The following is a 25,317-nucleotide window of genomic DNA, read 5'->3' on the forward strand; positions in this document are numbered from 1 at the left end:
GCCGTCAGTCATCAGCCAAGCTGATGGCTGACGGCCTTCTTATGGTCTAAGATGGGCCATGACAAATTCCAGCCAACAGATGCAAGCCGCCATCGCCGCTTATCAGGAAGGCCTGCGCGATCAGGCCGAGGCGCTGGCAAGGCGCGTCCTGGACGTCGATCCTTTAAACCTCCATGCCCTGACCCTATTGGGTTCCATCTTGTGCGAAACCGGCCAGCGCGCGGATGGGCTGGCGCATTTGGCCAGGGCCTTTGACTTGGCGGCCCATGACGCCACCGTCGCACTGGCTTATGGCAAGGCGCTCAGGGAAGAGGAGAAGTTCACAGAGGCCGAGGCGGTGCTGGCCAAAGCGGCGGAATTGGCGCCCGAAGACGGTGGCATCCTGGCCGAGCATGGCATGAGCCTGCGCGACCTGATGCGCCTGGACGAGGCCGAGGCGCGTTTGCGTGCCGCCGTGGCCCTGCCAAGCGGCGGGCCGCGAAAATATGCCGGGCTGGGGCTGATTCTGTTCGAGACTGGAAGACCCGACGAATCGGCCGCCTTCATGAGCCAAGCGGCCAAGCTGATTCCGGACGACCCCGAAATTCTGACTCATCTGGCCCTGGCGCTGCAGGATCTGGGGCGCGCCTTCGAAGCGGAATCGCTGTTTCGCCGCGTGCTTGAGTTGGCGCCCCAGGGCGATCACGAGGAAGCTAGGCGTCAGCGCGGCGTCTATACCGGCAATCTGGCGCTCAATCTTTTGTCCCTGGGAAAGATCGCCGAAGGATGGGACCTGTTCGAGGCAAGGGCGGCATTCCCCAATTGGAAACGCAGCCAGCGGCGCTATCCGGCGCCGCTCTGGAGCGGTCAGCGCTACGATGGACAGACCCTGTTGGCTTGGCGCGAACAGGGGTTGGGCGACGAAATCCGCATGGGTAGCTGCGTTCGCCAATTGGCGCAGCTGGGCGGCCAACTGGTGTTGGATTGCGATTCCAGGCTTGAGGCACTTTACCGGCGCTCGTTTCCAGACATATCGGTGCGCGAAGCCGGGCCGCACGGCGATTTGAAATTCGACCTGCATGTGCCCATCGCCTCGCTGCCGCGCTTTTTCAGACGCCGCCTTGAAGATTTTCCAGGCCCCGTCGCCTATTTGAAACCCGATCCCATCCTGGTCGAGAAGTGGCAAGCCAGGCTTGCCGCCCTGCCCGGCAAGATCAAGGCGGGCATCTGCTGGAAAACGGGGGTCACCGCCTCGCACCGCTTATGGAACATCTCGAGTCTTGAAAGCTGGCGGCCCTTGCTGAGCATGCAAGACGTCGCCTTCGTCAATCTGCAATATGGCGATTGCGAAGAGGAACTACGCGCCGCCGAGGCCGCGCAGGGCATTACCGTCCATCGCTGGCCCGATCTTGATCTTCGCAACGATCTAGAAAATATCGTGGCGCTGATCAAGGCGCTTGATCTGGTGATCACGGTGGGAACGGCGGTCAACGATCTGGCAGGCTCGGTTGGCTGCGACACTTGGCTGATCTTGAAGACGCCGCATTACGACATGATGGGAACCGACCGATATCCCTGGTATCCGGCCACGCGCGTCTTTCCAAGGCCCTGGAATCTCGATTGGTCGCGGGCGATGGCCCGCGTCGCCATGGCCATGCGGGAACGGTTGGGCGAAGAGTCGGGGCGCAACGCGTCCTGCCCCTGCGGCTCGGGCAAGCGCTTCAAACATTGCTGCGGGGCGGAAGGGCTTTGACCCACTCGGCGGCCTTGCTGGCTGCCGTTTCCCAAGGCTCGTTCCAGGCGCAATCGAACAGTTTGGCGGCTGGCAACCAGGGCAGATGATCCGTGCCCAGGCGATCCCAACTGGCGTGGGCGCGCAACAGAAGCGCCGTCGGCACGCCCAAGCCTCCCGCCAGCATGCCGATGGCCGAGCCGTTGACCGCCACACCGTCCAGGGCCGAGATCAGGGCCGCCGTTTCGTCGAGATCGTCGAACAAATCGCAATCAGCGAATGATGCCAGCCCGTTCAATTCCTCGGGCCTTGCCTGGGCCTGAAGATTGATCGCGACGACGCCTTGCAGGGCAAGCAAGGGAGCCAAAGCGCTCGGATGGCCGGGAAAATGCCGGGCGCGCTCGCGGGTCACCTGTGTGCTGCGCCAAGCCATGCCCACTTTCTTGCCTGGCCCCAACTCGGCCAGTCGCTTTTTCCATTTGCTGGCCTTGGCGGGATCGGCCTTCAGGAAGGGGGAAGATGCTTGAAAACTGTCCAAAGAAGGACGGAAGAAATGAAACAGGCTGCCCAAGGGCAGGGCCAGATGATGCGCGGGCGGCGGCTCCTTCTCATCAAGCGGCAGAATGTCTGGAAACGAGCGGGCCAGCAGGGCATGCAACTTCTTGGGAGCGGCCAGATAGACCCGCTCGGCCTGCTTCAAAAGATCGGCCAGAGCCGAGCCATAAATCAGCACGTCGCCGACACCTTGCTCGGCCTGCACGAAGACGGTTTTGCCCCGACAATCAGGCAGGTTTTTGCCACACCATCCGCCCGGACGATATTCGATGCCCGCCCAGCCGCGTTGCAAGTCGCCCATCTGCAAACATGTGGCGCCGATTTCCCAAAGCGTGAAAGGGTCAGGATGCGCGATGGTTCGCAATTGCGCCAGCGCCTCCTGGCAGCGGCCCAGCTCGCGCAGGGTCTTGGCGTAGTTGAAACGCGCCTGCATGACGGCGGGGGCAGTCTTTACCGCCTTGGCGAGCCAATAGTCCGACTCGTCCAGCCGGCCAAGCAGGCGAAGCGCATTGCCCAGATCGTTCATCAAGGGGGCGTTGGCCGGTTCCAGGCGCAGGGCGTCGCTTAAAGGGGCGACGGCCTCTTCCAGCCTGTCTTGGCGGATCAGCATGCGGCCCAGATTGTCGTGGATGGCCGGTTCGTTGGGATGCTTGCGCCGTGCTTGCTCCAAAAGCTGGATGGCGGCAGGGGTGCGTCCCGATTCGTCTTGCAGCGCCGCCAAATTGACCAAGGCTTCGGCGCGGTCTGGGTCGCGTTCCAGCACAAGGCGGTACAGGGATTCGGCTTGATCCTTGAGGCCCGCCAGATGCGCGGCCGTCGCCTGATCGAGCAGTGCCTCGGCGCCCGATGCGCCGATGCCAATATTCTTGGGCGCAGGCGTCGCTGCCTTGCTGATCCGCTCTCCCCCGGCCCACTCAGCCGCGCCCTGCACGGCGGCGTCCCAGCTCTCGTTCCAGGCCCGGCGAAACAAGGCAACGCGGGGAAGCCAAGCAATGCCTTGTGTTCCCATCGGGTCCCATTGCGCGTGTTTCAGCAAGAACATGGCGGTGGGAATCCCCAGGGCCGCCGACAGAATGGCGGTGGCGGTGCCGATGGCCACCACCTTGTCCAGCGAGGCCATCAGGGCGGCCGACCCGTCCAGGTCGTCGAACAGGTCGAGATCGTCGAAATGATGAATCATGGCCCCGGTGCGGCTGGCCGCCTGGGCGATTTCATCCAGATTGGCCCGCGGCTGCAGATTGACGAATTGCACGCCCTTCACGCGCAGCAGGCTGTCTAGCTGATCCAGGCTGGGCAGGAAGGTGGGCAGGCGCGACGGCGTGGCCAGCGTGCTCTTCCAGGCGATGCCGATTTTGGGTTCGCCTCCCAGCGCGTCCAGGCGCGCCTTCCAGGCCGCCGCCTTCTGATGGTCGGCGATCAGATAGGCGTCGCGCTTTGGAAAGCTCTCGACGCTGGGACGGAAAAAGGGAAACAGATCGCCCATCGGCAAATGGGCGTCGATGCTGGGTGCCTTGGGATCAAGCCTGCGGTCCTCAGCCCGGATCAGTGCTTCGGGGAAGGATCGGGCAAAAAGGGAAACCAGCTTCGCGGAACATTCGACCACCACTTGGCCCGCTCGTTCGATCAGGTCGGGAAGGGCCGAGGCAAAGGTGATCTCGTCGCCCACGCCTTGTTCGCGCCAGACCAGAACGGTCTTGCCCTTCAAATCATCCTTGCCGTTCCAACGCGGCGCTTCCAGATGTCGAGAATGACTGGGAAAGCCGGGGAACTCCCAGCGATGGGCGAATTCCTGCCAGCCTGGGGTCAATTGCCCGCAATCGAGCAGGGCCAGGGCCAGGGCATGGCGAACCCCCGCCAAGTCCGGATTGAGCGCCAGGGCGGCGCGGCCCGCCTCGATGGCTTCGCCATGGCGGCCCAGGGAGGTCAGAACCGGCGCCAGCGCTCCCAAAAGCTGGGGATCTCCGGGGGCCTTGCCCAGGGCTTGGCGCAACAGGGTTTCCGCCTTGTCCGGCTGACCCAATCTGTGGGCCAGCGCCGCTCTTTCCTGCGGCCACCCCGACGGGGCTTGCTTCAACAATTCCTGCGCTTCGCCAAATCGCTCTTCCGCCATCAGCAGGCGCAGCAGGGGGCCGAAGGCGTCGGGAAAGCCGGGTGCCAGATCGAGAACGCGGCGGAACTGCGCCTCGGCCTCGTCGGGTCGGCCCAGCGACGCCAGAACCACGGCACGATTAGCCATCGCTTCCGGATAGTGCGGATGGTCTTTCAGCAAAGCGTCCAGATCGATCAGCGCGTCTTTTGAGCGCCCCGTCTGATGCTTAAGAACCGCCAGAAGACGCCTTGCATCTTCATGCCGGGGATGAGCCGACAGAAATTGTCGATAGGTGCGCTCCGCCTCGGCAAGCCTGCCGGCGCGGTGATGATTGAGCGCTTTTGATAAATTAAAATCTGCCACAAAGAAGCCTTACCTCAGCCTGACGAAAGAGTCTCGAAGCAAAAAAATATTAGACCTTGATTTACATCAATATCGCGGCAACACTTTTGGAAAGAAAGAACTAAATACAAGCAACGACTAATATGACCTGGGGAGGTTCCATGTTCAAACGCTTCCGTACCGCAAGCGCCATCCTGCTCGGCGCTTCCATGCTATTTGGTCTCGCGCAAACCGCCAAGGCCGACGACAAGAAGAACGAAAGTCTCTTCAAGAGCGTCTATTCGGAATACAAAAGCGGCAAGATCACGATCGAAGGTGACCATGCCGCCGTGACGGAATTGATCATCAAGCGCGACATTCCGGTCACCTACGAATATATCGCCCAGTTGATGCGGGCACCCAATGCCTTCGGCGCGGGTCCGGCCTGCATCGTCTGCCACGGTTCGACCAATCCCAAGACCAGCTATCGCGGCCTGAACCTGTCCACCTGCGAAGGCATCATGACCGGCGCCACCGAGGAGCCGGCCAGGCGCATCGTGATCGCCGGAGCGCCCAATAAAAGCATGATCCGGCGCATGATCCGCAACAACCGCATGCCGCTGGGCGTTTCCTTCGCCTATCCCACCGACACGCCGGAAATCAACGCGGTCAAGGATTGGATCAATGCAGGCGCCAAGGACGATGCTGCGGGCAAGAAGATCATCGCCCTGTTCAAGAAGCCGGGCGCTTTCGGCACCGAACAAGCCTGCGTCGATTGCCATATGTCGAACGAAGAACCTCCGAGCTTCCACGAGCTGGATTTGACAAGCATCAAGGGAATGATGAAGGGGGCCGATTCGATCGCCAACGCCAAGTTGGGCAAGCCAGCCACGCCGGTGGTCATCCCCGGCAATGCGGCGGATAGCCCGCTTTACCAGCGTCTGGTCGAGAATCGCATGCCGCCCGGCATCGATCCCGGCGAAGATCGCGACCATCCCAACACCCAGCTTCTGCTGCATTGGATCAAGCAAGGGGCCAAGTGCAACTGAAGTTGAGTAATCATAATCAAGAACATGCCTATGCAAGGCGGCGCTTCCTGGCAACGGGGGGCGCCGCTCTTCTGCTTGGCGCATTGCCTTGCAAGGCGATAGCCCAGGAGCGGCATGCGCCGCCCCGCCCCGCCAAAATTCTAGGCAGATGGCAGACCGGCAACCGGCATCTTGTGCCGCCGGGCGTTTTGGACAGCGGCATGGTTTTGGCTGGCGATACGGCGGTTGAATATTGGAGCCTTGAAACCGGCCAAGCCAAACGCCGCTGGTCAATGCCTTTGGGCGACGATCCCGCCACCTTCAAGCCGCGCATCGATGGCGATCTGGCGCTGGTGTCCGGGCGCAACTTTCTGGCGGTCCATGCTCTATCCGATGGGCGCAGGCTGTGGCGTCAGGAACCCAAGAGCGAGGAATTCTCGGTACCCTTGATCGCAGGGGGGCGCGTCTATGTGGGCGACGGTTTCACGCTGCGCTGCTTCGATGCGCGCACCGGGGCCGAACTGTGGTCAACCGTTACCGATCCCGCCATTCGCATCCATTACGGCCCCGCCATCAAGGGCGACACGGTTTATCTATGTCCGGGCGACGGCGTGCTCTACGCCTTTGACGCCGCCAGCGGCAAGATCAAATGGACCGTCGACAAATCCGAACAATGGCAGTATTTGCGCCAGTTGCATTTCTGGGGCGATGTGCTGGTCGGCGGCGGCTATCACGATGAAGTCTGGGGCTTGGCCGCCGATGACGGGCGGGTGCTGTGGCGCTTCGTGGCAGGCAATTTCGTCAATTCGCATCTGGTGTCCGGCAAGGGGGTTTACTTCTGGTCGCCCACCGGCTGGATCTACAAGCTGAATCCCGCCGACGGCCTCGTTCAGTGGCGTCACCATACGGTGGACTATGTGAAGAAGCAGGGATGGAACTGGGCGCCCTTGATGGCCGAATTGGCCGCCACAGAAAGCCGCCTGTTCTGCCTGGACATGAAACATGTGCTGCATGTGCTGGATGTCGAGACCGGCGACGAAACCCACCGCCTGACCCTGCCCGCCTGCCGCGCCTTCGTGACGCCGGGCGACAAGGGGGAAAGCGCCTGGGTGGGCAGCCTGTCCGGCGAGCTTTTGAACCTGGGCATCGGTTAAATAAGCCTATTTTGCCAGTTGCGCGGCGATTTGGCGGGGGGTAGGCTTTGCGCCCCCATTTTCCGAAACTTGGAGTCTTCCATGTCCTTCATCGCCGACCGGCTGTCCGCCATCAAGCCGTCCCCGACCATCGCGGTGACCAACAAGGCCGCCGAGCTGAAAGCCGCCGGGCGCGACGTGATCGGCCTGGGGGCGGGTGAACCCGATTTCGACACGCCCGACAACATCAAGGCGGCGGCCAAGGCGGCCATCGACAAGGGCCTGACCAAATACGGCCCGCCTGCGGGCACCGTGGATCTGCGCAAGGCCATTGCGGCCAAGTTCAAGCGCGAGAACGGGTTGGACTACACGCCCGACCAGATCACGGTTGGCGTTGGCGGCAAGGGCGTCATCTTCAACGCCTTCATGGCCACCATCAATCCGGGCGACGAGGTGATCGTGCCCGCACCCTATTGGGTCAGCTATCCCGACATCGCCCTGATGTTCGGAGGCGTTCCCGTCTTCGTCACCTGTCCCGAGGACAAGGGCTTCAAGCTGCAAGCCGCCGATCTGGAAAAAGCGATCACGCCGAAGACCAAGTGGCTGGTGCTGAATTCGCCGTCCAATCCCACGGGAGCGGCCTATACGGAAAGCGAGCTGCGGGCGCTTTGCGACGTGCTGCTTAAGCATCCGCATGTCTACATCATGTCCGACGACATGTACGAACATCTGGTCTATGACGGTTTCAAGTTCACCACACCGGCCCAGGTCGAACCCAAGCTCTATGACCGCACGCTGACCATGAACGGCGTATCGAAGGCCTATGCCATGACCGGCTGGCGCGTCGGCTATGCCGCCGGTCCGTTGCCGATCATCAAGGCCATCAACATGATCCAGTCGCAGTCGGTGACCCACACTTCGTCGATCAGTCAGGCGGCCGCGGTCGAGGCGTTGAACGGCACCCAAGACTTTATCCCGAAGAACGCCGAAGTGTTCAAGGCGCGCCGCGATCTGGTGGTAAAGCTGCTCAACGAGTGCAAGGGCGTCACCTGCTTGAAGCCCGAAGGCGCATTTTACGTCTATCCGTCCTGTGCGGGCGTCATCGGCAAAAGCTGGAACGGCAAGAAGATCGAGACCGACAGCCAGTTCGTGGAATATCTGCTGGAAGCCGAAGGTGTCGCGGTGGTGCAAGGAGCGGCCTTCGGCCTGTCGCCCTATTTCCGCATTTCCTACGCCACCTCGACCTCGGCCCTTGAAAAGGCCTGTGCCCGCATCAAGAAGTTCTGCGAGGAATTGAAATAAGGATAGCGGCAAGCCCGGATTGCGGGCTGCCTTGGCATCGGCTAAGCTCCCCCCATCAGGATAAAGGGGGAGCGAGGCCATGAATCTGCGTCATCTTGCCAAGACAGCCCTGTTGCTGTTTGCCCTTCCCTTTCCCGCCCTGGCCGGGGAAAGCCAGTTCTGCCTTGATTATGCGAATGGCGCCTGTGCCTCACCCGTTTTGAGCGGCGGTCAAGTCCGTCTTGAAAGCCTGTCTCGCAACGCCAACGGCGATCGCGTGCTGTTTCTGTCCAGCCAGCAGGCGGCCAGTGATGGACAAATCCTGTTTCATCACTGGGAGATGTCGCAGACCGCGCGCGGGCGTGGCGGCGAAGCGCATCGCTGGATCGGCGTTACCCCCGACGAGTCCGCCAAGGCGGCCTTGTCGGCCCAGAATTTGGGGGCAGGGCCAGCCAAGGCCAGCTTCGGTTTCGCCGTCAAGACCGGTGGAAAAAGCTATCGCCTGCATAGCTGGCGCGTGATCTATGGCCCCGGCAAGGTGGCCGCCACTGTCGCTGGCGCAGACGGCCAACCGCTGGGAAATCCAGTCACGCTCGAAATTCTGGAATAAAAAGCGGTCAGCCCGCTTTTTTCGTCTGCGCTTCCATATAGGCGCGCAACACCGCATTCATGCGCGACTGATAACCCTTGCCGTGGCTTTTGAACCAAGCCAGCACATCGCTATCGACGCGCAGCGATAAAGCTGATTTTCCGGGCGGAAAGACGATCTCGGCGTTTTTAAACCATTCCTCGTCCAGGATAGGGGCGGCGTCGGGATCGGAGGCTATCGCCTTCTCGATGTCGGCGTCGGTGAGCGCATCCACCCGCGCCCAATCGGTTCTATCCTTCAGCTGTTTGATCTCTGCGAGTGTATATCTGACGATATGCTCTGATTTCATTGTCTCTGGCCCTTCTTGCCGAGATGATGCGTAAGGCCTCGTCGCGAATGGTATAGACGACGGTCAACATTTTACCGCCTACGTTACCCACAGCCAACCACCGCTTCTCGCTTGCATGGGCCGAGGGCAGGTTCAAGAACTCGTTCTCGAAAACATGCGCCGCTAGAACGAAGTCAATGCCATGCTTGGCAAGGTTGGCTTCTCTCTTGTTCTCGTCCCATTCAAAAAGCATTGTATCTACGTTTGTCATGGCAGGCAAGCCCCTGCTGGCACAGCCTCTCGTTGTACTAAAAGGTACATGATTCGCGGGGCGAAAAGAAATGGGTGATCCTGGCCGACAGGAGTAAGTTAACCTGCACGAATTCAAGAATTTAGTAACTCGTGTGAAATCGTCACGTAAGCACCTGCTTTCCCCCTTGCTTTCCCCTCCCCAGCCTGAAAACAATAGGTTAGGCGTTAGAACCGACTTGGGGAGAGGGAACCATGCCCAACCGTCCAGTATCGAAGCCACGCGTGGCGGCCCTGGTGGGGCCTTATCTTTCGGGCAAAACCTCGCTACTTGAAGCCCTGCTGTTCGAAGCCGAGGCCGTGCATCGAAAAGGGCTGGTCAAGGACGGCAGTTCGGTGGGCGACGCCTCGTCCGAGGCCAGGGCGCGTCAGATGAGCACCGAACTGAATATCGTCAACGTCAACTATCTGGGCGATCCATGGACGCTGATCGATTGCCCCGGCTCGATCGAACTGGCCCAGGAAAGCATGAACGCCCTGGCGGTGGCCGATGTCGCCGTGGTGGTGGCCGAACCCGATCCAGCTCGCGCCCTGATGCTGTCGCCCCTGCTGAAGTTTTTAGACGACCACAAAATTCCGCACATCTTGTTCTTGAACAAGATGGACGCCTCGACGATCAAGGTGCGCGACGCCCTGGAAGCCCTGCAAACCGTGTCCGAACGCCCGCTGGTGCTGCGTGAAATCCCGCTGCGCGACGGCGACAAGGTGACCGGCTATATCGATCTGGTGAGCGAGCGCGCCTATAAATATCATCCGGGCGACAATTCCGACCTGATCCAAATTCCAAAGTCGGCTGCGGAAATCGAACATCAGGCCAGGCAGCAATTGCTCGAACATCTGGCCGATTACGACGATCACCTGATGGAAGAGCTGCTGACCGACGTCGTGCCGCCGACGACCGAAGTTTATGAAACTCTGGCGCGCGATCTAAAAGACGATCTGATCGTGCCGGTCTTCTTCGGCTCGGCCCAAGCCGATGGCGGCATCAGGCGCTTGTGGAAGGCGTTGCGCCATGAAACGCCCGAGCCGCATGAAACCTTCGCCCGCCTGGGATTGAAGGCGGACAAGGACGGGCCGCTGGTCCAGATTTTCAAGACGCTGCACGCCGCCCATACCGGCAAGATGTCGCTGGCCCGCATCTGGAAGGGCGAGGTGGCGGATGGCCAGAATATTGCGGGGGCGCGCGTGGTTGGCGTGATGGCGCTGCAAGGGGCAAAGCACGACAAGAAGCCCAAGGCAGGCGAGGGCGAGGTGGTGGGTCTTGGGCGATTGGAGGCCTTGTCCACGGGCCAATTGGCCGACGGCGAAAGGGCCGCCGATTCGGGTTGGCTGGCGCCCTTGCCGCCCTTGTTCGCGCTGGGTGTGGCGGTTTCCAAGAAGGCCGACGAAGTGAAATTGTCGGGAGCGCTGGCCAAGCTGGCCGAGGAAGACCCATCGCTGTCCGTCGAACATGCGCAAGACACCCACGAAACGCTGCTGTGGGGACAGGGCGAAATCCATTTGCAGATCGCCGCCGAGCGTTTGAAGAACCGCTTCGGGCTGGATGTGGTGACGCATCGCCCGCAAGTGCCCTACAAGGAAACCATCAAAAAGCCAACGCAGGTGCATGGCCGCCACAAGCGTCAGTCGGGCGGCCACGGGCAGTTCGGCGACGTGCATATCGCCATCAAGCCGCAAGCGCGGGGGGCGGGATTCGCCTTCTCGGATACGATCGTCGGCGGGGCCATCCCAAAGCAATATATTCAGCCGGTCTGCGAGGGCGTCGAGGATGTTTTGAAACAAGGACCGTTGGGATTTGCGGTGGTCGATCTGGCCGTTACCCTGACCGATGGGTCCTTCCACGCCGTCGACAGTTCCGACATGGCCTTCAAAACGGCGGGCGCCATGGCCATGCGCGAAGGCCTGCCGCAATGCGAGCCGGTGCTGCTGGAACCCGTTTTGTCGGTCGAGATCGCCATTCCGGCTGAGCACACATCGAAGGCGCAACGCTTGGTGTCGTCGCGCCGCGGCCAGATTTTGGGCTTCGACGCCAAGGATGGCTGGAAAGGTTGGGACGTGGTCTCGGCGCAACTGCCGCAGGCGGAAATGCACGACCTGATCATCGAATTGCGCTCGCTGACCATGGGGGTCGGCACTTTTGCATGGCGTTTCGATCACATGCAGGAGTTGTCGGGCCGCTCGGCCGACAAGGTGGTCGAAGACCGCAAGGCTTTGTTGTCGGCGGCCAGGGGGTGATTGCATTATCGCCTTTCCGTATCAGGCCATTCAGGTCTAAGCTGGAAATGTGATAACCGTCCGGGGGTGGTGCATGGACGTTACTTCGCCTCTCGATGCTTCCGAGCCGCCAGCCAAGGAAGTCGATTCCTTCAAGCGGCGTTTGCTGGAACATCTGGTTCATACCGTAGGCAAGGATCAGGTTACGACCACGGGTCGCGACTGGTACAACGCCTTGGCGCGCACGGTGCGCGATCTGCTGGTCGAAATGTGGATGGACTCGACGCGCTCCAGCTATCGCGGCGACGTCAAGCGCGTCTATTACCTGTCGCTCGAATTCCTGATCGGGCGCTCGCTGATGAACAATCTGATCAATACCGGGTTTCTAGACATCGCGCGCAAAACCCTGGCCGAGCTGGGGCTTGATCTCGACCTCGTGGCGGAAGAGGAACCCGAGGCGGCGCTGGGCAATGGCGGCTTGGGCCGTCTGGCCGCCTGCTTCATCGATTCCATGGCCACCCAGGGCATCGCCGGCTACGGCTACGGCATTCGCTACGAATACGGCATGTTCGCCCAGGAAATCGAAGACGGCTGGCAATCGGAAATGCCCGACCACTGGCTTTATCACGGCAACGCCTGGGAATTCGCCAGACCCGAAGTGGTCTATCCGGTGCGCTTCTACGGCAAGGTCGAAACCAAGACCGATTCCGAAGGCAAAACCGTCTATCTATGGACGGGCGACGAGGAAATTTTGGCTCAGGCCTACGACCAGCCGGTGCCCGGCTTCGGCGCCTGGACGGTCAACAACACGCGGCTATGGGCCGCCAAATCGTCGCGCGTCTTCGATCTTAAACGCTTCAACCAGGGCGACTATCTGGGATCGGTGCGAAGCCAGGGCGAATCCGAGAATCTGTCTCGCGTGCTTTACCCCGACGATTCCACCAGCATGGGCAAGGAACTGCGCCTAAAGCAGGAGTATTTCTTCGTCTGCGCTGCCTTGAAGGACATTCTGCGCCGCTTTCGAAGCCAGCATCCCGACTGGTCGCTGCTGCCCGAGAAAGTGGCGATCCAATTGAACGACACGCATCCGGCGCTGGCGGTGCCGGAAATGATGCGCCTCTTGATGGACAAGTTCGGCCTTGACTGGGACTTTGCCTGGAGCCTGTCTTGCCGCGTCTTCAGCTATACCAATCACACTTTGTTGCCGGAAGCTCTCGAGACTTGGCCGGTGGCCTTGTTCGAATCCATGTTGCCCCGCCATTTGATGATCATCTTCGAGATCAACCGGCGTTTTCTGGAAGAGGTGCGCCAACGTTTCCCCGGCGACGAGGATCTGATCAGGCGCGTTTCGCTGATCGACGAGGATCACGGGCGACGCGTGCGCATGGCGCATATCGCCTTCGTGGGCAGCCATGCCGTCAATGGCGTGGCCCGCATCCATACCGAACTGATGAAGACCACCATCTTCGCCGATTTTCACAAATTATATCCCGAGCGCATCGTCAACAAGACGAACGGCGTTACGCCCAGGCGCTGGGTCAATCAAGCCAATCGCGATCTGGCGCAACTGGTCAAGGGGCGCGTTGACGAAAACTGGCCCGCCAATCTGGAGGAATTCAGAAAACTGGTGCCCTTGGCCGACGACAAATCCTTCCGCCAAGCCTTTCGCGAGGTCAAGAAGCGCAACAAGGAGCGCTTGGCCAAGCTGATCGCCCAGAAACTGGGCGAGGAGGTCAGCGCCGACTCGCTGTTCGACGTGCATGTCAAACGCATCCACGAATACAAGCGCCAGCTTCTGAACGTTCTGGGCGTCATCGCCCGCTACAACTGCTTGAAGGCGGGCGGCAAGGAAGCGCAAAAGATGGCGGCCCGCACCGTCATTCTGGCGGGCAAGGCAGCACCCGGCTATCACACGGCCAAGCTGATCATCAAGCTGATCCATGACGTGGCCAAGGTCATCAATGCCGATCCCGCAACCAACAAGCGGCTGAAACTGATCTTCCTGCCCAATTACAATGTGGCGCTGGCCGAGAAAATCATCCCGGCGGCCGATCTGTCGCAGCAGATTTCCACCGCCGGAACCGAGGCCTCGGGTACGGGCAACATGAAGCTGGCGCTGAACGGCGCTTTAACCATCGGCACCCGGGACGGGGCCAATATCGAAATCGCCGAGGAAGTGGGCGAGGAGAATGTCTTCTTTTTCGGCCTTCTCGCCGACGAGGTGATGCGGTTGCGCCAGCCCGGCGCCTACGACCCCAGGGATGTGATCGCCAAGAATGCGGAACTGGCCCAGGTTCTGGACATGATCGGAAGCGGTTTCTTCTCGCCCGAAGACAAGGACCGGTTCAAATCGATCCATGATTCGCTGGTTCATCACGGCGATTGGTATCTTCTGTGTGCCGATTTTGCCGACTACATGGCCGCGCAGGAGCGGGTTGACCGTTTGTGGGCCGACAAAGAGGCCTGGAGTGCCGCCGCCATCTACAATGTCGCGCGCATGGGGCGCTTTTCCAGCGACGTCACCATCATGGAATATGCCAAAGATATCTGGCGGGTATCGCCCCACCGCCCGGCCCCCGGCCTGGGAGAAGCGCTGATGGGTTGACCCCAAGCCCTCATCCCCCCATCTCTTGTAGATGCATGCAAGCAGGGCCATCTAGGGCCGAAGCCGGCAAAGCCAAAGCTGAGACAGATGAAGTTTATCGATCCCACCCTTATTCCCGCCACGGGCAATCCGGAAATCGATCGCGACCACCGCAAGATGGCCGAGACGATGAACCGCGTCTATGACGACTGGCAGCAGGGCAAGCGCTGTCCCGAGCTGGCCGAGCGGATGGAGGAGTTGAAAAGCCAGATCGTTTCCCACTTCGCCAAGGAAACCACCATCTCGCGCGGGGCGGGCTATAAGGAATGGCTGATCCATCATCAAGAACACAAGCGCTTCCTGGGCCGCTTCAACGCCTTTCTGGAAAGTTGTCGCAAACGGCCCGGCCCCGACAACGCCAACATCGAAATGTTCATGGAGCTGGAACGCCATCTGTTCGAGCACGAAGTCCTGACCGATCAGGAAATGTGGGGACTGTGGTCGACGCCGCCTCATGAAGGAGCCAATAAGGATGGGTTGCTGATCGGCTGGAAGCCGGAATATGCGGTCGGCGTCGAACAGATCGACGGCCAGCATCGGCGCCTGATCGACATGCTGAACGAAATTCACCGGCGCATGCGAGATGAAACGCCGCCCTTGTCTTATGTGATCGAACGGCTCAAGGCGGTCTTCCAGGAAGCCGTTCAGCATTTCCTCACCGAGGAAAAATATTTTGCACAGCTTCCAGATGCGCTGGCCGAGCAGCATCGCGGCGCGCATGAAGGCTTGATCCGCGAACTGAAGCGGGCGATCGACGACCATGAATCGGCCGATCTCGAAGGTTTTGCCGCCCTGATCGAAGGCTATCTGAAATTCTGGTTGCTCGATCACATCTTGAATACCGACTCGCGCCTAAGGGAATTCCTCAAATAAGCACTGCCTTGCCGTCCTTGATCGTCGAGACCGTCAATCCGGGGGCCAGCCAGCCCCTGCTGCTGATTTGCGATCACGCCTCGAATGTCATTCCGGCGCATCTGAAGGAGCTGGGTCTGCCAAAGGCCGAGCGGGAGCGCCACATCGCTTGGGACATCGGAGCAGGAGCCGTCACGCGCCAACTGGCGAAGCAATTGGGCGTTGCAGCGGTTCTGGGCGGCGTGTCGCGTTTGGTGATCGATCTGAACCGCGCACCCGACGATGCCAACGCCATGCCTGTTCAAAGCGACGGCACGCCGGTTCCCGGCAATCAGAATCTTGACCGCGACCGGATCAACGAACGCATCCGCGATTATTTCACGCCCTATCACGCAGAAGTGTCGTCGCAAATCGCTCGCCTGCAGGGGCTGGGGATCGCCCCCGTCTTGCTTGCGGTCCACAGTTTCACGCCAAGCATGAATGGGCGAAGCAGGCCCTGGCATGCGGGCATTCTATGGAACCAGGACGACAGGCTGGCCGCGCCGCTGATCGAAGCGCTTAGGAGCGAGCCAGGCCTGTGCATCGGCGACAACGAACCTTATTCGGGGCGCGATCTGGCTTACAGCTTGAACAGACATGCGGGGGCCGCTGGTCTTCTGCATGCCGGGATCGAAATCCGACAGGACTTGATCGAAACAGAGGAACAGGCGCAAGATTGGGCGCGTCTTTTGGCCCGCCTCTTGAAAGATCTTGTGCCGATATGAGTTGGGATCCACAGCAATATCTGAAATTCGCCGATCTTCGGCTGCGCCCAGCGCTTGATCTGCTGGCGCGCATTCCGGCCCAATCGCCCGCCAGCGTCTTCGACCTGGGTTGCGGGGCGGGCAATGTCACGCGCCAACTGGCGGCGCGCTGGCCGCACGCCTCGATCACCGGTCTCGATTCCTCGCCCGACATGCTGGCCGAAGCCAAACGGCAACTGCCAAGCGCTCGCTGGCTGCAGGCCGATTTGTCGATCTGGCGGCCCAGCCAACCCGCCGACGTCATTTTCTCGAATGCGCTGTTTCACTGGATCAAGAATCACCGCCAGGTCTTTGCGGGTCTTTTCGAAAGCCTGTCTCCTGGCGGCGTGTTGGCGATCCAGATGCCCCGCAACCAGCAAGAACCGTCGCACACCGTCACCAGTCAGGTGGCTGGCTCTGGTCCATGGCGCGAACGGCTGGCCCCCTTGGCCGATCTGTTCGAAATCTGGCCGCCTGATTTTTATCACGACTTGCTGCGCGGACAGGGTGCGGCCCATATCGACATTTGGGAAAGCGTGTATCAGCAAGCGCTGGTCGGCCCTGATCCGGTCTTGGAATGGATCAAGGGCACGGCGCTGCGCCCCTATCTGGCGGCACTTTCCGATGCGCCTGATCTGCAGGCCGGATTCTTGAAGGAAGTGGGCCTTCGCCTGCGAGACGCCTATCCCATGGGCCAAGATGGCGTCACGCTTCTGCCCTTCCGCCGCCTGTTCATCGTGGCGGCGCGGAAATAATCTAACCGTCATGCCCGTGCTTGACACGGGCATCCACATGGACCCCCGGATCAAGTCCGGGGGTGACGCGCGTTGCTACGGCGAGCCTTTGATCAAACTCTTTAACCGATACAGCGCCTCAAGCGCTTCCTTGGGCGTCAATGCATCGGGATCGATCAAGGTCAGGGCTTCGGTCAAGGGCGAGGGCCTGGCGTCGGCGCCGCTTTTGGGCCTTGCCGCGGCGAACAGGGGCAGGTCGTCGGCCAGCCTCGCCAGGGCTGAACTTTGCTCGCCCTTCTCCAGCAAGGCCAGCACATCTTCCGCTCTGGCGATGACGCTAGAGGGCAATCCCGCCAGCTTGGCGACGTGGATGCCGTAAGAGCGGTCGGCGGTGCCGGGCGCGATTTCGTGCAGGAAGACCACCTCGCCCTTCCATTCCTTGACCCGCATCGTGTGGCAGGCCAGATGTGAAAGCCGCGCCGCCAGCGCCGTCAATTCGTGATAATGGGTGGCGAACAGGGCGCGGCAGCGGTTGGTTTCGTGCAGATGTTCGACCGCCGCCCAGGCGATGGACAACCCGTCGAAGGTGGCGGTGCCACGCCCGATCTCGTCTAGGATCACCAAGGCGCGCTCGCCCGCCTGGTTGAGAATGGCCGCCGTCTCGACCATCTCGACCATGAAGGTCGAACGCCCGCGCGCCAGATCGTCGGCGGCCCCAACCCGCGAGAAGAGGCGATCAACGATGCCGATGCGGGCCGACTGGGCGGGCACGAAAGACCCCATCTGGGCCAGCAGAACGATCAACGCGTTCTGGCGCAGATAGGTGCTTTTGCCCGCCATGTTGGGGCCGGTCAGCAGCCACAGGCGCTGGTTCTCGGACAGGTCGCAATCATTGGCGACAAAGGGTCCGCCTTGGCTGTTCTTGAGCGCCGCTTCCACCACCGGATGGCGTCCGGCCTCGATCTTGAAATCAAGGCTGCGGTCCAGTTCGGGGCGGCACCAGTCCTCCAGCCGCGCCAACTCGGCCAAACCGGCCAGCGCATCCAGCTCGGACAAGGCCTGCGCCGCAGCGAACAGGCTTTCCTTGGCCGCCAAGGTCTGGCTGACCAGGGCGTCGAACAATTCCCGCTCAAGCGCTACCGCTTTGCCTTGCGCGCCGCGCAGCTTTTCTTCCAGCGTGATCAGTTCGGGCGTGGTGTAGCGCACGGCGCCCGCCATGGTCTGGCGGTGAATGAAGGCGTTGCCCATGCGCGCCGCCTGCTTGGCTGGCACTTCCAGATACAACCCGATCACATTGTTCTGACGCAGTTTCAAGACGGGAATACCGGTCTCATCGGCATAGCGTGCCTGAAGGGCGGCCATCACGCGATGGCTTTCGCTGGCGATCTCGCGCAATTCGTCCAGGCCCGCGTGATAGCCAGCCGCGATGAAGCCGCCGTCGCTGGCCGATGGCGGCAGATCGGGACCCAGCGCATTCGACAATTGGCTGGCCAGATCGTCATGCGTCTCCATGCGTCCAATCAGACGCGCCAAGCCAGGGGGCGGCGCCAAGTCGGGGGCGGCCAATCTGCGGCGCAGGCTGGGAATGCGGGCCAGCGTTTCTCGGATGCAGGCCAGATCGCGCGGCCCGCCACGCGCCAGCCCCAGGCGGGCCAGGGCGCGCTCCATATCGGCGGTTTGGCGCAATTCTGTCCTGATGTCGCCGCGCAGCCGGTCGGCGTCCCTGAAGAAACCCACCAGATCATGGCGCGCCGCGATGGCCAAAGGATCGGTCAGGGGCGCTGACAGCCATTGCGCCAAGCGCCTGGCCCCTGGCCCGGTCTGGGTGCGGTCGATGCAGGCAAGCAGACTGCCGCGACGCTCGCCCGACAAGGTTTCAGTCAGTTCCAGATTGCGCCTGGTGGCGGCGTCGATGGCCATCACAGCGCCTTCGCTGATGCGCACCGGCGGGGCCAGCAGGGCCAGCTTGCCCTTTTGAGTCAGTTCGACATAATCGATCAAGGCCCCCAGGGCCGCCGTTTCCGCCTTCGAGAAGGCGCCATATGCGTCCAGCGTTGCCACGCCATAGAGCTTTTCAAGACGCAATCTGGCATTGGCGGCGTCGAAGCGGCTGGCGGGCAAGGGGTTCAGGCGCGGCTTCCAGTCGGCCAAGCTCTGGGCCAGCGCCGGATGCGTGGGCAAGCGGTCGGGCAGCAGGATTTCGCCTGCATTCAGGCAAGACAGCATGGCCGACAGATCGACAAGCGCCAACTCTTGCGACGAAACCTCGCCAGTCGACAGGTCAAGCCAAGCCATGGCCAAGCCGCCCGCCACCTCGCCGATCGCCGCGAGGTAATTGTTGGCCCTGGAATCGAGCAGCGTTTCCTCGGTCAGCGTGCCCGGCGTGATCAGTCGGACGACATCGCGTTTGACCACCGACTTTGACCCGCGCTTCTTGGCCTCGGCCGGGTCTTCCAACTGCTCGCACACCGCCACCTTGAAGCCCTGGCGGATCAGCTTGGCCAGATAGGCCTCGTGACTGTGGACGGGCACGCCGCACATGGGGATGTCTTGATCTTGGTGCTTGCCGCGCTTGGTCAGGGCGATGTCGAGCGCCGCCGCCGCCAGGGCGGCGTCATCGAAGAACAGTTCGTAGAAGTCGCCCATGCGGTAGAAAAGCAGGCAATCGGGATACTGGGCCTTGATGCCCAGATACTGCGCCATCATCGGCGAAGCTGCGGCTTCTTCCGTCACTTCCTGTTGCGGCGATTATAGTCCAGCTCATCGGGGGTGAGCTGAAGGCCCAGCCAGATCACGGTGTTGTAGGGCGTGTCGCCGGGGCGGATGGGGATGTCGATCGACACTTCCTCGTCTACCTGGCGCAGCCTAGGCGTGCTGGCGGGGAATTTGAACTTGGTCGAGAAGACTTGCTTTTGGCGGTCTTGGACGGCGACGAAATACTGGATTTCGCCCAGGCCCTGCGCATTGGCGGCCCCCCGGTCGACGTCGAACATGACCTTCAGCGCCGTTTCGACATGGCTGTCCTCGTCGCGATAGCCGCAGTTCCCTTGATAATTCACAATATCGACCGTGTATAGAACGTCGGTGATGTCGCGGCCCGGGCCGGGCTTGAACTTGGTCAGATGGGCGGCGTCGGCGAGGATGTTGATGGTCGGGCATTTGCCCGGTTCCTTGCCCATGACCCGGTTCTTCATCTCGGCGCAGCCGGAAAGAAGGACGCCTGCGGCCAACAAGGGAAGAAGGCTCTTCAAAGGAAGGTGTTTGGGCATCTTGGTTCGCTTTGCCGTCTGTGCTAGGAGTAGCCGCCGGGGGCCACTCTAGTTGAGGCCGCCCTTGGGCACAAGGCCCGGCGCATCTTTATCCACAAGCTCTAGCGTGTACCAACCCCATGGCTGTCTATACCGAGGTATCCGACGAAGACTTGGCTGCTTTCGCGGCCTTGTACGATATCGGCCAGGTGCAGAGCTTCAAGGGCATCGCCGAGGGGGTGGAGAACTCGAACTTCCTGCTGGAAACCGAGAAAGACCGCTACATCCTGACCCTGTACGAAAAGCGCACCAAGCCGGAAGACCTGCCCTTCTTTCTGGGTTTGATGGAGCATTTGGCGGCCAAGGGCATCGCCTGCCCGACGCCCATTCACGCCCGCGACGGCCAAGCGCTCAAGAATCTATGCGGCAAACCCGCCGCCATGGTCAGCTTTCTGAAGGGCATTTCGGCGCGCAGCATCAAGCCTTGGCACTGCCAAGCCCTGGGCCATGCCTTGGCCAGCTTTCATCTGGCCGGGTCGGATTTCAAGGGCCAAAGGCCCAATGCCTTGTCGGTGTCGGGCTGGCGGCCCTTGTTCGAAGCGTCGCGCCACGGCGCCGACGAGCTGGCCCCCGGTCTCGAGGCGCTGATCGCTGGCGAATTGGACCGGTTGGAAAGGGAATGGCCGCAGAACTTGCCCAGGGGCGTCATCCATGCCGATCTGTTTCCCGACAATGTGTTCTTTCTGGGCGACGCCCTGTCTGGCCTGATCGACTTCTATTTCGCCTGCACCGACTTTCTGGCCTACGACATCGCCGTCTGCGTGAATGCTTGGTGCTTCGAGAAGGATCTAAGTTTCAACGCCACCAAGGCGCGCCTGTTGCTGGGGGCCTATGAAAAGGTGCGCCGCCTGGATGATGCCGAAGTGGCGATGCTGCCGCTGCTGTGCCGGGGTGCGGCCATGCGCTTCTTGCTGACCCGCTTGTATGACTGGCTGCATACGCCGCCCGGCGCTTTCGTCACCCGCAAGGACCCGCGCGAATATTTGAAGAAGCTGCGCTTTCATCAAGAGGTCAAGCGCGCCGAAGCCTACGGTCTCAATGCCCGATAAGATCAGGATTTGGACCGACGGCGCTTGCTCCGGCAATCCCGGCCCCGGCGGCTGGGGGGCGGTGCTGATCTGGCGCGGCCATGAAAAGGATTTGTCGGGGGGCGAAAGCGCTACCACCAACAACCGCATGGAAATGATGGCGGCCATCGCGGCGCTGGAAAGCCTGAAACGTCCCTCGAAGGTCGAGATCGCCACCGACAGCCAGTATCTGCACAAGGGCATCACCGAATGGCTGCCCGGCTGGAAGGCCAGAAGCTGGCGCACCGCCGACAAGAAGCCGGTGAAGAACGCCGATTTGTGGCAAAGGCTGGATCAGGCGGTCAAAGGGCACGAGATTCACTGGCGCTGGGTCAAGGGCCATGCTGGCGACGCCATGAACGAGCGGGCCGACAAGCTGGCCCGGGAAGCGATCAAGGGGCTTGCCCAGCAGACTGAGCAAGCCCCTTGAGGCTTCACATCTAGTCGCAGATTGTCGCGTCGGCGATGGCGCAGGCCGTGCCGTAGGCTGCCCAGGCCGCCGCGATTGCCACCGCGTTCGCGGGAACCGGAAGCAGGACGGCAGCCGCAATTGCTGCATCTCGAATCTGCGCGGCAGCCTGATAGGCCGCAGACCGGCGCGATTTGCAGTCCGGAGAGGCACAAGAACATCCCCTTGTAAGCGGAACTTTCGGTTCGGCCTCGAGCTTATTAAAATAGTCATCCACGGCCCTAGCCAGAACATCAGGGCTTGGCGCCTCCCCCGGCCATTGAGCGGCAAAAACACGCATGAGAAGTGATCTGGTCTGAAGGTCCATATTCTCCCCCTATGGATGTAGTCAATGTAAGCAATACTGCTATTAATATCTTTTGAGGTCAAGCAAGAACCCATGCGTATCCTGGCTGAAAGCGAGGGTGCTAAGGCATAGGAGAGGCGAGTGCCTTGAAAATCAATGACTAGATGCGCTTTTCAAGGCTGTTATGACCGCACTCTCGCTCAAAAGTTCGGGCAGGGCGATGCCCTCGGGGGCGTTGGGGCCGTAAACCACATTGAAGGGGATGCCGTAACGGCCGAACTTGGCCAGATAAGCGCCGATGGCGTCGTTGGGTTTCGTCCAATCGGCCTTCATCGCCACAAGGCCCGGTTGCATCAGCAGGGCGTGAATGGGTTCGCGGTTCAAGACAAGGCGTTTGTTGACCTGACAGGTGACGCACCAGTCGGCGGTGACGTCAACGAACACCAGCTTGCCGCTTTTGACCAGGGCGGGAATCGCCGCCTCGTCGAACGGTTGCCAAAAGGCCTCACTGACCTTTGCCGTTTGCGAAGCGTCGGGCATCAAACGGGGTGCCGGAACCGCCAGCAGAGCGGCCAACAGGGCCGCCAGCCCCAGGGCCGGAAGATCAAGCCGATGGCGCAGATACAAAAACAAGACCGTCAGCGTCAACAGCACGGCGACCGCCAGGGCGCTGATATACCCGGCCTGTGAATCGATGACGCTAAGCAGCCAAAGGGCGGTCGCCAACAGGGCCAGGGACAGGACCTGTTTTAGGCGAAGCATCCAGCGGCCAGGGCGCGGCAGGCTGGCCGCCAATTGCGGCCATGCCGCCACGGCCAGATAAGGGCCGGCCATGCCCAGTCCCAGACACAAAAAGATGGTCAGAATTTCCAAAGGTCCAGCGGCCAGCGCGAATCCAACCGCCGTGCCCAGGAAGGGGGCGGAGCAGGGGGTGGCCAGCAAGGTGGCGAACATGCCCGCCGCGAAATGCTGGGCCAGACCATGCGGATGTCCCAGGGCGCGCCCGCTGCCGCCCAGCCAGTGGGGAATGCCGATTTCGAAAATTCCCGCCATGTTGGCCGCGAACAGCACAACCAAGGCGGCCAGGAACGACAGGAACACGGGTTCTTGGAATTGCAATCCCCAGCCGACGGCATTGCCGGTCAGTTTCAGCCCCACGGCGGCCAGCCCCAGGATCAGGAACGAGGCCAGAATGCCCATGGCCGAGGCGATGAAGCTGATGCGAACTTGCCCTCGTTCGGCCCCGCCATGGCCGATCAGGCTCATGATCTTCAAGGAAAGAACCGGCAGCACGCAAGGCATCAGGTTCAAAATCAGGCCGCCCAACAGGGCCAAGCCGATCATGCCCAGCAGCGACGCCATCCGGGGCTTGGGCGGTTGCGCCTCGGCTGGCGTCAGGCTGGCTTCCAGGCCCCGCTTGCCGTCGGCCAGGGTGAAAACCAGCGGCGCGCCCGCCAAGCCCTGCTTGGGCGCTTCAACCACGTTGATCTCGAAACGCGCCGCTTGGCCGCGCCGTTCCAGCGTGACCTTCGGGGCGGAAAAGAAAAAGCCGGGCGGACCTTCGACGAATAGATCGGGCTTTTCGAAGGGGGGATTCGCCAAAGCGTCCAGAACCAGCCGCTTCTCGCCCTCCCGCCAGACCCCCACCAGCTTCAGCCCATGTTTGGCGCCGTCGCCCGGCACGGCGGCGGCGAATTGATTGATGCGCTGGGCTTCAAGGGCCGCCCCGGCCGGACCCTTGGGCAGGTCGAGCGCTAGTTGGGCCATGACGGGAATGCAAATATCCTTGCAAGCCAGAACGTCGAGCGACAATTTCAACCCAAGCGGCTGGCCTGGCTCGGACAAATGGGCCTTTAGCGGCAAGACGAGTTCGTGCTTATAACCGATGGTCTCGATGCCCAGGATGGTGAAGCGTTCGGGCAAGGGCCATGAAACATCCATCGCCGCCAGATTGGCCGATCCCGTCCAGTCCATTTTAGGGGGATATCCGGCATCGCCCGGCGAGCGCCAATAGATTTTCCAGTCGCTTTTCAAGGAAAATTCAAGGCCCAGCAAGATAGCGCCGTCATCCCCCACGCCCTCTTGGGCCGAAATGAGGCGCATGGCCCCCACCTCGCTTTGGACCCAGGGCGAAGCCCCGGCCCAGGCCTTGGAAAAGGGAGCCAAAACAAGCAGCAGCAGCAAGAAGATGCGAAGGCGATTTGACATGGGGCGAGGCTAGGCCTATCTCATAATTATGTCGAGTGAAGAACCCAAGGGCGGCTTTCTGGCCGGTCAGCTATTGATCGCCATGCCGCAGATGAACGACCCGCGATTTTCCCGGGCGGTCATATACGTATGCGCGCATGGGCCGGAAGGCGCCATGGGCTTGGTGGTCAACCGCGTGCTGGACAGTTTCAACTTTGGCGACCTGCTGGAACAACTGGGCATCGTGGCCGATCCGTTGGCGTCGCATATTCGCGTTCATTTCGGCGGCCCCGTCGAAACGGGGCGCGGCTTCGTGCTGCATTCGGCCGAGTATCGCCACGAATCGACCCTGGTGGTCGATGGCCAGATCGGCCTGACCGCCACCATCGACGTGCTGAAGGACATCGTGGGCGGACATGGACCCAAGAAAAACATCCTGGCCCTGGGCTATGCGGGCTGGGGGGCCGGACAACTCGAACATGAAATCTCCGAGAATGTCTGGCTGACCGCTCCGGCCAGCGAGGATCTATTGTTCGGCGACGAAACCGGCACGACCTGGGAACGCGCCATGAAAAAAATCCACACCCATGTCGATCCGGCGCTGCTGGCTGGACAAGCCGGGCATGCGTAATTTGCTGTCCCTCAAGCGCCGGGCGCGACACTCCGCGTCGCTTGGCTCACGCGCGAAAATTCGCGCGGGCGCTTAACGCGCCAGTCGCTGCGCTCCATAGTTAGTTGTCCCTCAAGCGCCGGGCGCGACACTCCGCGTCGCTTGGCTCACGCGCCAGCAGGCGCGCGGCCCTTTGGGCCTAGCTTCACGCCGCCAAGGGCGGCGCGGCGGGTTCCATCCCGCCGGAAGCCAAGACGCCGGAGGCGTCGCGCGGCGTTTGAGCGCCACAAAAGCTATTCACTCAAATATAACCGTCTGGCTGAGTTCTTCCGCCGTGTTGGCGATGGTGGCCAGACAGGAATTGGCGCGCCCTTCCGGGATGGCCACCGCAAAGCGGATGATATAGCGGGCTTTGCCCTGATGGCCGGGCACATGTTCGGCATTCATGGTCACGATATTGGCGTCGAAATCGCCGAACACTTCTGAAAGCCTTGCCACCAATCCGGGCCGGTCGCCGCCCGCCACCGTCACCCGGTGGGTAACGCGCCCCGCCGGTCCATGCGCCGGGTCCAGCGAGAAGGGCGTAACCGCCAGCTTGGCGTCTTGCAATTCCGGCAGCGCCGCCAGATGGGCTTGCAGCTCTTCTTGCGTCAGGCTTTCTGGAATATCGCAAACGGCGCTCATCTCGGCCCCGGTGCCCAGCACGGCGAAGCTGGCGTCGCCCAGATTGGCCCCCAGTTCGAACAAGCGGCCCGCGACGGCGGCCACCAGACCAGTGCGGTCGGGGGCGAAAAAGGAAATCAATACCAGGGCCATGCGG

The 25,317-nt window shown here is 61.4% G+C and carries 20 protein-coding genes; 13 read left to right on the forward strand and 7 right to left on the reverse strand.

The window, feature by feature from the left end:
- Nucleotides 1-58: 58 nt before the first annotated feature.
- A complete protein-coding gene (locus tag HQL44_06765) occupies nt 59-1,732 on the forward strand; it encodes a tetratricopeptide repeat protein (GenBank protein ID MBF0268277.1) in 1,674 nt (557 codons plus the stop codon).
- Here the strand turns inward: HQL44_06765 and HQL44_06770 are convergent.
- Nucleotides 1,701-4,718, reverse strand: coding sequence for a tetratricopeptide repeat protein (locus HQL44_06770; protein MBF0268278.1), 3,018 nt, complete (start codon nt 4,716-4,718; stop codon nt 1,701-1,703). The genes HQL44_06765 and HQL44_06770 overlap by 32 nt on opposite strands.
- A gap of 140 nt (nt 4,719-4,858) precedes the next feature.
- Here HQL44_06770 and HQL44_06775 point away from each other — a divergent pair, with 140 nt between their 5' ends.
- The 4 genes from HQL44_06775 (at nt 4,859) to HQL44_06790 (ending at nt 8,728) form a co-directional block, all read left to right on the forward strand.
- Complete coding sequence (locus HQL44_06775; protein MBF0268279.1) at nt 4,859-5,725, forward strand: hypothetical protein; 867 nt, start codon at nt 4,859-4,861, stop codon at nt 5,723-5,725.
- 2 nt (nt 5,726-5,727) lie between these two features.
- The gene (locus HQL44_06780; GenBank protein ID MBF0268280.1) at nt 5,728-6,858 is read left to right on the forward strand and encodes a PQQ-like beta-propeller repeat protein; all 1,131 of its coding nucleotides are present in this window, start codon (nt 5,728-5,730) and stop codon (nt 6,856-6,858) included.
- 81 nt (nt 6,859-6,939) lie between these two features.
- On the forward strand, nt 6,940-8,139 hold the full coding sequence (locus HQL44_06785) for a pyridoxal phosphate-dependent aminotransferase (GenBank protein MBF0268281.1): 1,200 nt from the start codon (nt 6,940-6,942) through the stop codon (nt 8,137-8,139).
- A gap of 79 nt (nt 8,140-8,218) precedes the next feature.
- Nucleotides 8,219-8,728, forward strand: a complete 510-nt coding sequence (locus HQL44_06790) for a hypothetical protein (GenBank protein MBF0268282.1) — start codon at nt 8,219-8,221, stop codon at nt 8,726-8,728.
- A gap of 7 nt (nt 8,729-8,735) precedes the next feature.
- Here HQL44_06790 and HQL44_06795 read toward each other — a convergent pair whose 3' ends face one another.
- Together HQL44_06795 and HQL44_06800 are read right to left on the reverse strand one after the other, a co-directional pair.
- Complete coding sequence (locus HQL44_06795; GenBank protein ID MBF0268283.1) at nt 8,736-9,056, reverse strand: BrnA antitoxin family protein; 321 nt, start codon at nt 9,054-9,056, stop codon at nt 8,736-8,738.
- Nucleotides 8,998-9,288, reverse strand: a complete 291-nt coding sequence (locus tag HQL44_06800; protein ID MBF0268284.1) for a BrnT family toxin — start codon at nt 9,286-9,288, stop codon at nt 8,998-9,000. The genes HQL44_06795 and HQL44_06800 overlap by 59 nt, the downstream gene beginning before the upstream one ends.
- 251 nt (nt 9,289-9,539) lie before the next feature.
- On the opposite strand from HQL44_06800, the gene HQL44_06805 reads away from it, so the two are divergent.
- The 5 genes from HQL44_06805 (at nt 9,540) to HQL44_06825 (ending at nt 16,591) form a co-directional block, all read left to right on the forward strand.
- A complete protein-coding gene (locus HQL44_06805) occupies nt 9,540-11,579 on the forward strand; it encodes an elongation factor G (protein MBF0268285.1) in 2,040 nt (679 codons plus the stop codon).
- A gap of 73 nt (nt 11,580-11,652) precedes the next feature.
- Complete coding sequence (locus HQL44_06810; GenBank protein ID MBF0268286.1) at nt 11,653-14,163, forward strand: glycogen/starch/alpha-glucan phosphorylase; 2,511 nt, start codon at nt 11,653-11,655, stop codon at nt 14,161-14,163.
- A gap of 87 nt (nt 14,164-14,250) precedes the next feature.
- Nucleotides 14,251-15,075, forward strand: coding sequence for a hemerythrin family protein (locus tag HQL44_06815; protein MBF0268287.1), 825 nt, complete (start codon nt 14,251-14,253; stop codon nt 15,073-15,075).
- A 62-nt stretch (nt 15,076-15,137) separates the two neighbouring features.
- Nucleotides 15,138-15,818, forward strand: coding sequence for an N-formylglutamate amidohydrolase (locus HQL44_06820; protein MBF0268288.1), 681 nt, complete (start codon nt 15,138-15,140; stop codon nt 15,816-15,818).
- Nucleotides 15,815-16,591: a methyltransferase domain-containing protein gene (locus tag HQL44_06825; protein MBF0268289.1), complete on the forward strand. Its 777-nt coding sequence runs from the start codon at nt 15,815-15,817 to the stop codon at nt 16,589-16,591. The genes HQL44_06820 and HQL44_06825 overlap by 4 nt, the downstream gene beginning before the upstream one ends.
- Before the next feature lie 75 nt (nt 16,592-16,666).
- Here the strand turns inward: HQL44_06825 and mutS are convergent, their stop codons facing one another.
- Together mutS and HQL44_06835 are read right to left on the reverse strand one after the other, a co-directional pair.
- Entirely contained in the window at nt 16,667-19,276 is a 2,610-nt protein-coding gene (mutS, locus tag HQL44_06830) for a DNA mismatch repair protein MutS (GenBank protein ID MBF0268290.1), read from the reverse strand.
- Nucleotides 19,277-19,299: 23 nt separating this feature from the next.
- Complete coding sequence (locus tag HQL44_06835) at nt 19,300-19,839, reverse strand: hypothetical protein (GenBank protein ID MBF0268291.1); 540 nt, start codon at nt 19,837-19,839, stop codon at nt 19,300-19,302.
- A gap of 119 nt (nt 19,840-19,958) precedes the next feature.
- Here HQL44_06835 and HQL44_06840 point away from each other — a divergent pair, with 119 nt between their 5' ends.
- Complete coding sequence (locus tag HQL44_06840) at nt 19,959-20,927, forward strand: homoserine kinase (GenBank protein MBF0268292.1); 969 nt, start codon at nt 19,959-19,961, stop codon at nt 20,925-20,927.
- Nucleotides 20,917-21,375: a ribonuclease HI gene (gene rnhA / locus HQL44_06845; protein ID MBF0268293.1), complete on the forward strand. Its 459-nt coding sequence runs from the start codon at nt 20,917-20,919 to the stop codon at nt 21,373-21,375. The genes HQL44_06840 and rnhA overlap by 11 nt, the downstream gene beginning before the upstream one ends.
- Before the next feature lie 478 nt (nt 21,376-21,853).
- Here the strand turns inward: rnhA and HQL44_06850 are convergent, their stop codons facing one another.
- Complete coding sequence (locus tag HQL44_06850) at nt 21,854-23,908, reverse strand: thioredoxin family protein (protein ID MBF0268294.1); 2,055 nt, start codon at nt 23,906-23,908, stop codon at nt 21,854-21,856.
- Between the two features lie 28 nt (nt 23,909-23,936).
- Here HQL44_06850 and HQL44_06855 point away from each other — a divergent pair, with 28 nt between their 5' ends.
- Nucleotides 23,937-24,518 carry a YqgE/AlgH family protein gene (locus HQL44_06855; protein MBF0268295.1) on the forward strand — a complete coding sequence of 194 codons (582 nt, stop codon included), beginning with the start codon at nt 23,937-23,939 and terminating at the stop codon, nt 24,516-24,518.
- Between the two features lie 276 nt (nt 24,519-24,794).
- On the opposite strand, the gene HQL44_06860 is transcribed toward HQL44_06855, so the two are convergent.
- The gene (locus HQL44_06860) at nt 24,795-25,313 is read right to left on the reverse strand and encodes an amino acid-binding protein (protein MBF0268296.1); all 519 of its coding nucleotides are present in this window, start codon (nt 25,311-25,313) and stop codon (nt 24,795-24,797) included.
- Between the last annotated feature and the right edge of the window lie 4 nt (nt 25,314-25,317).

It is taken from the genome of Alphaproteobacteria bacterium (genome assembly GCA_015231795.1).
Lineage (GTDB): Bacteria > Pseudomonadota > Alphaproteobacteria > Rhodospirillales > WMHbin7 > WMHbin7.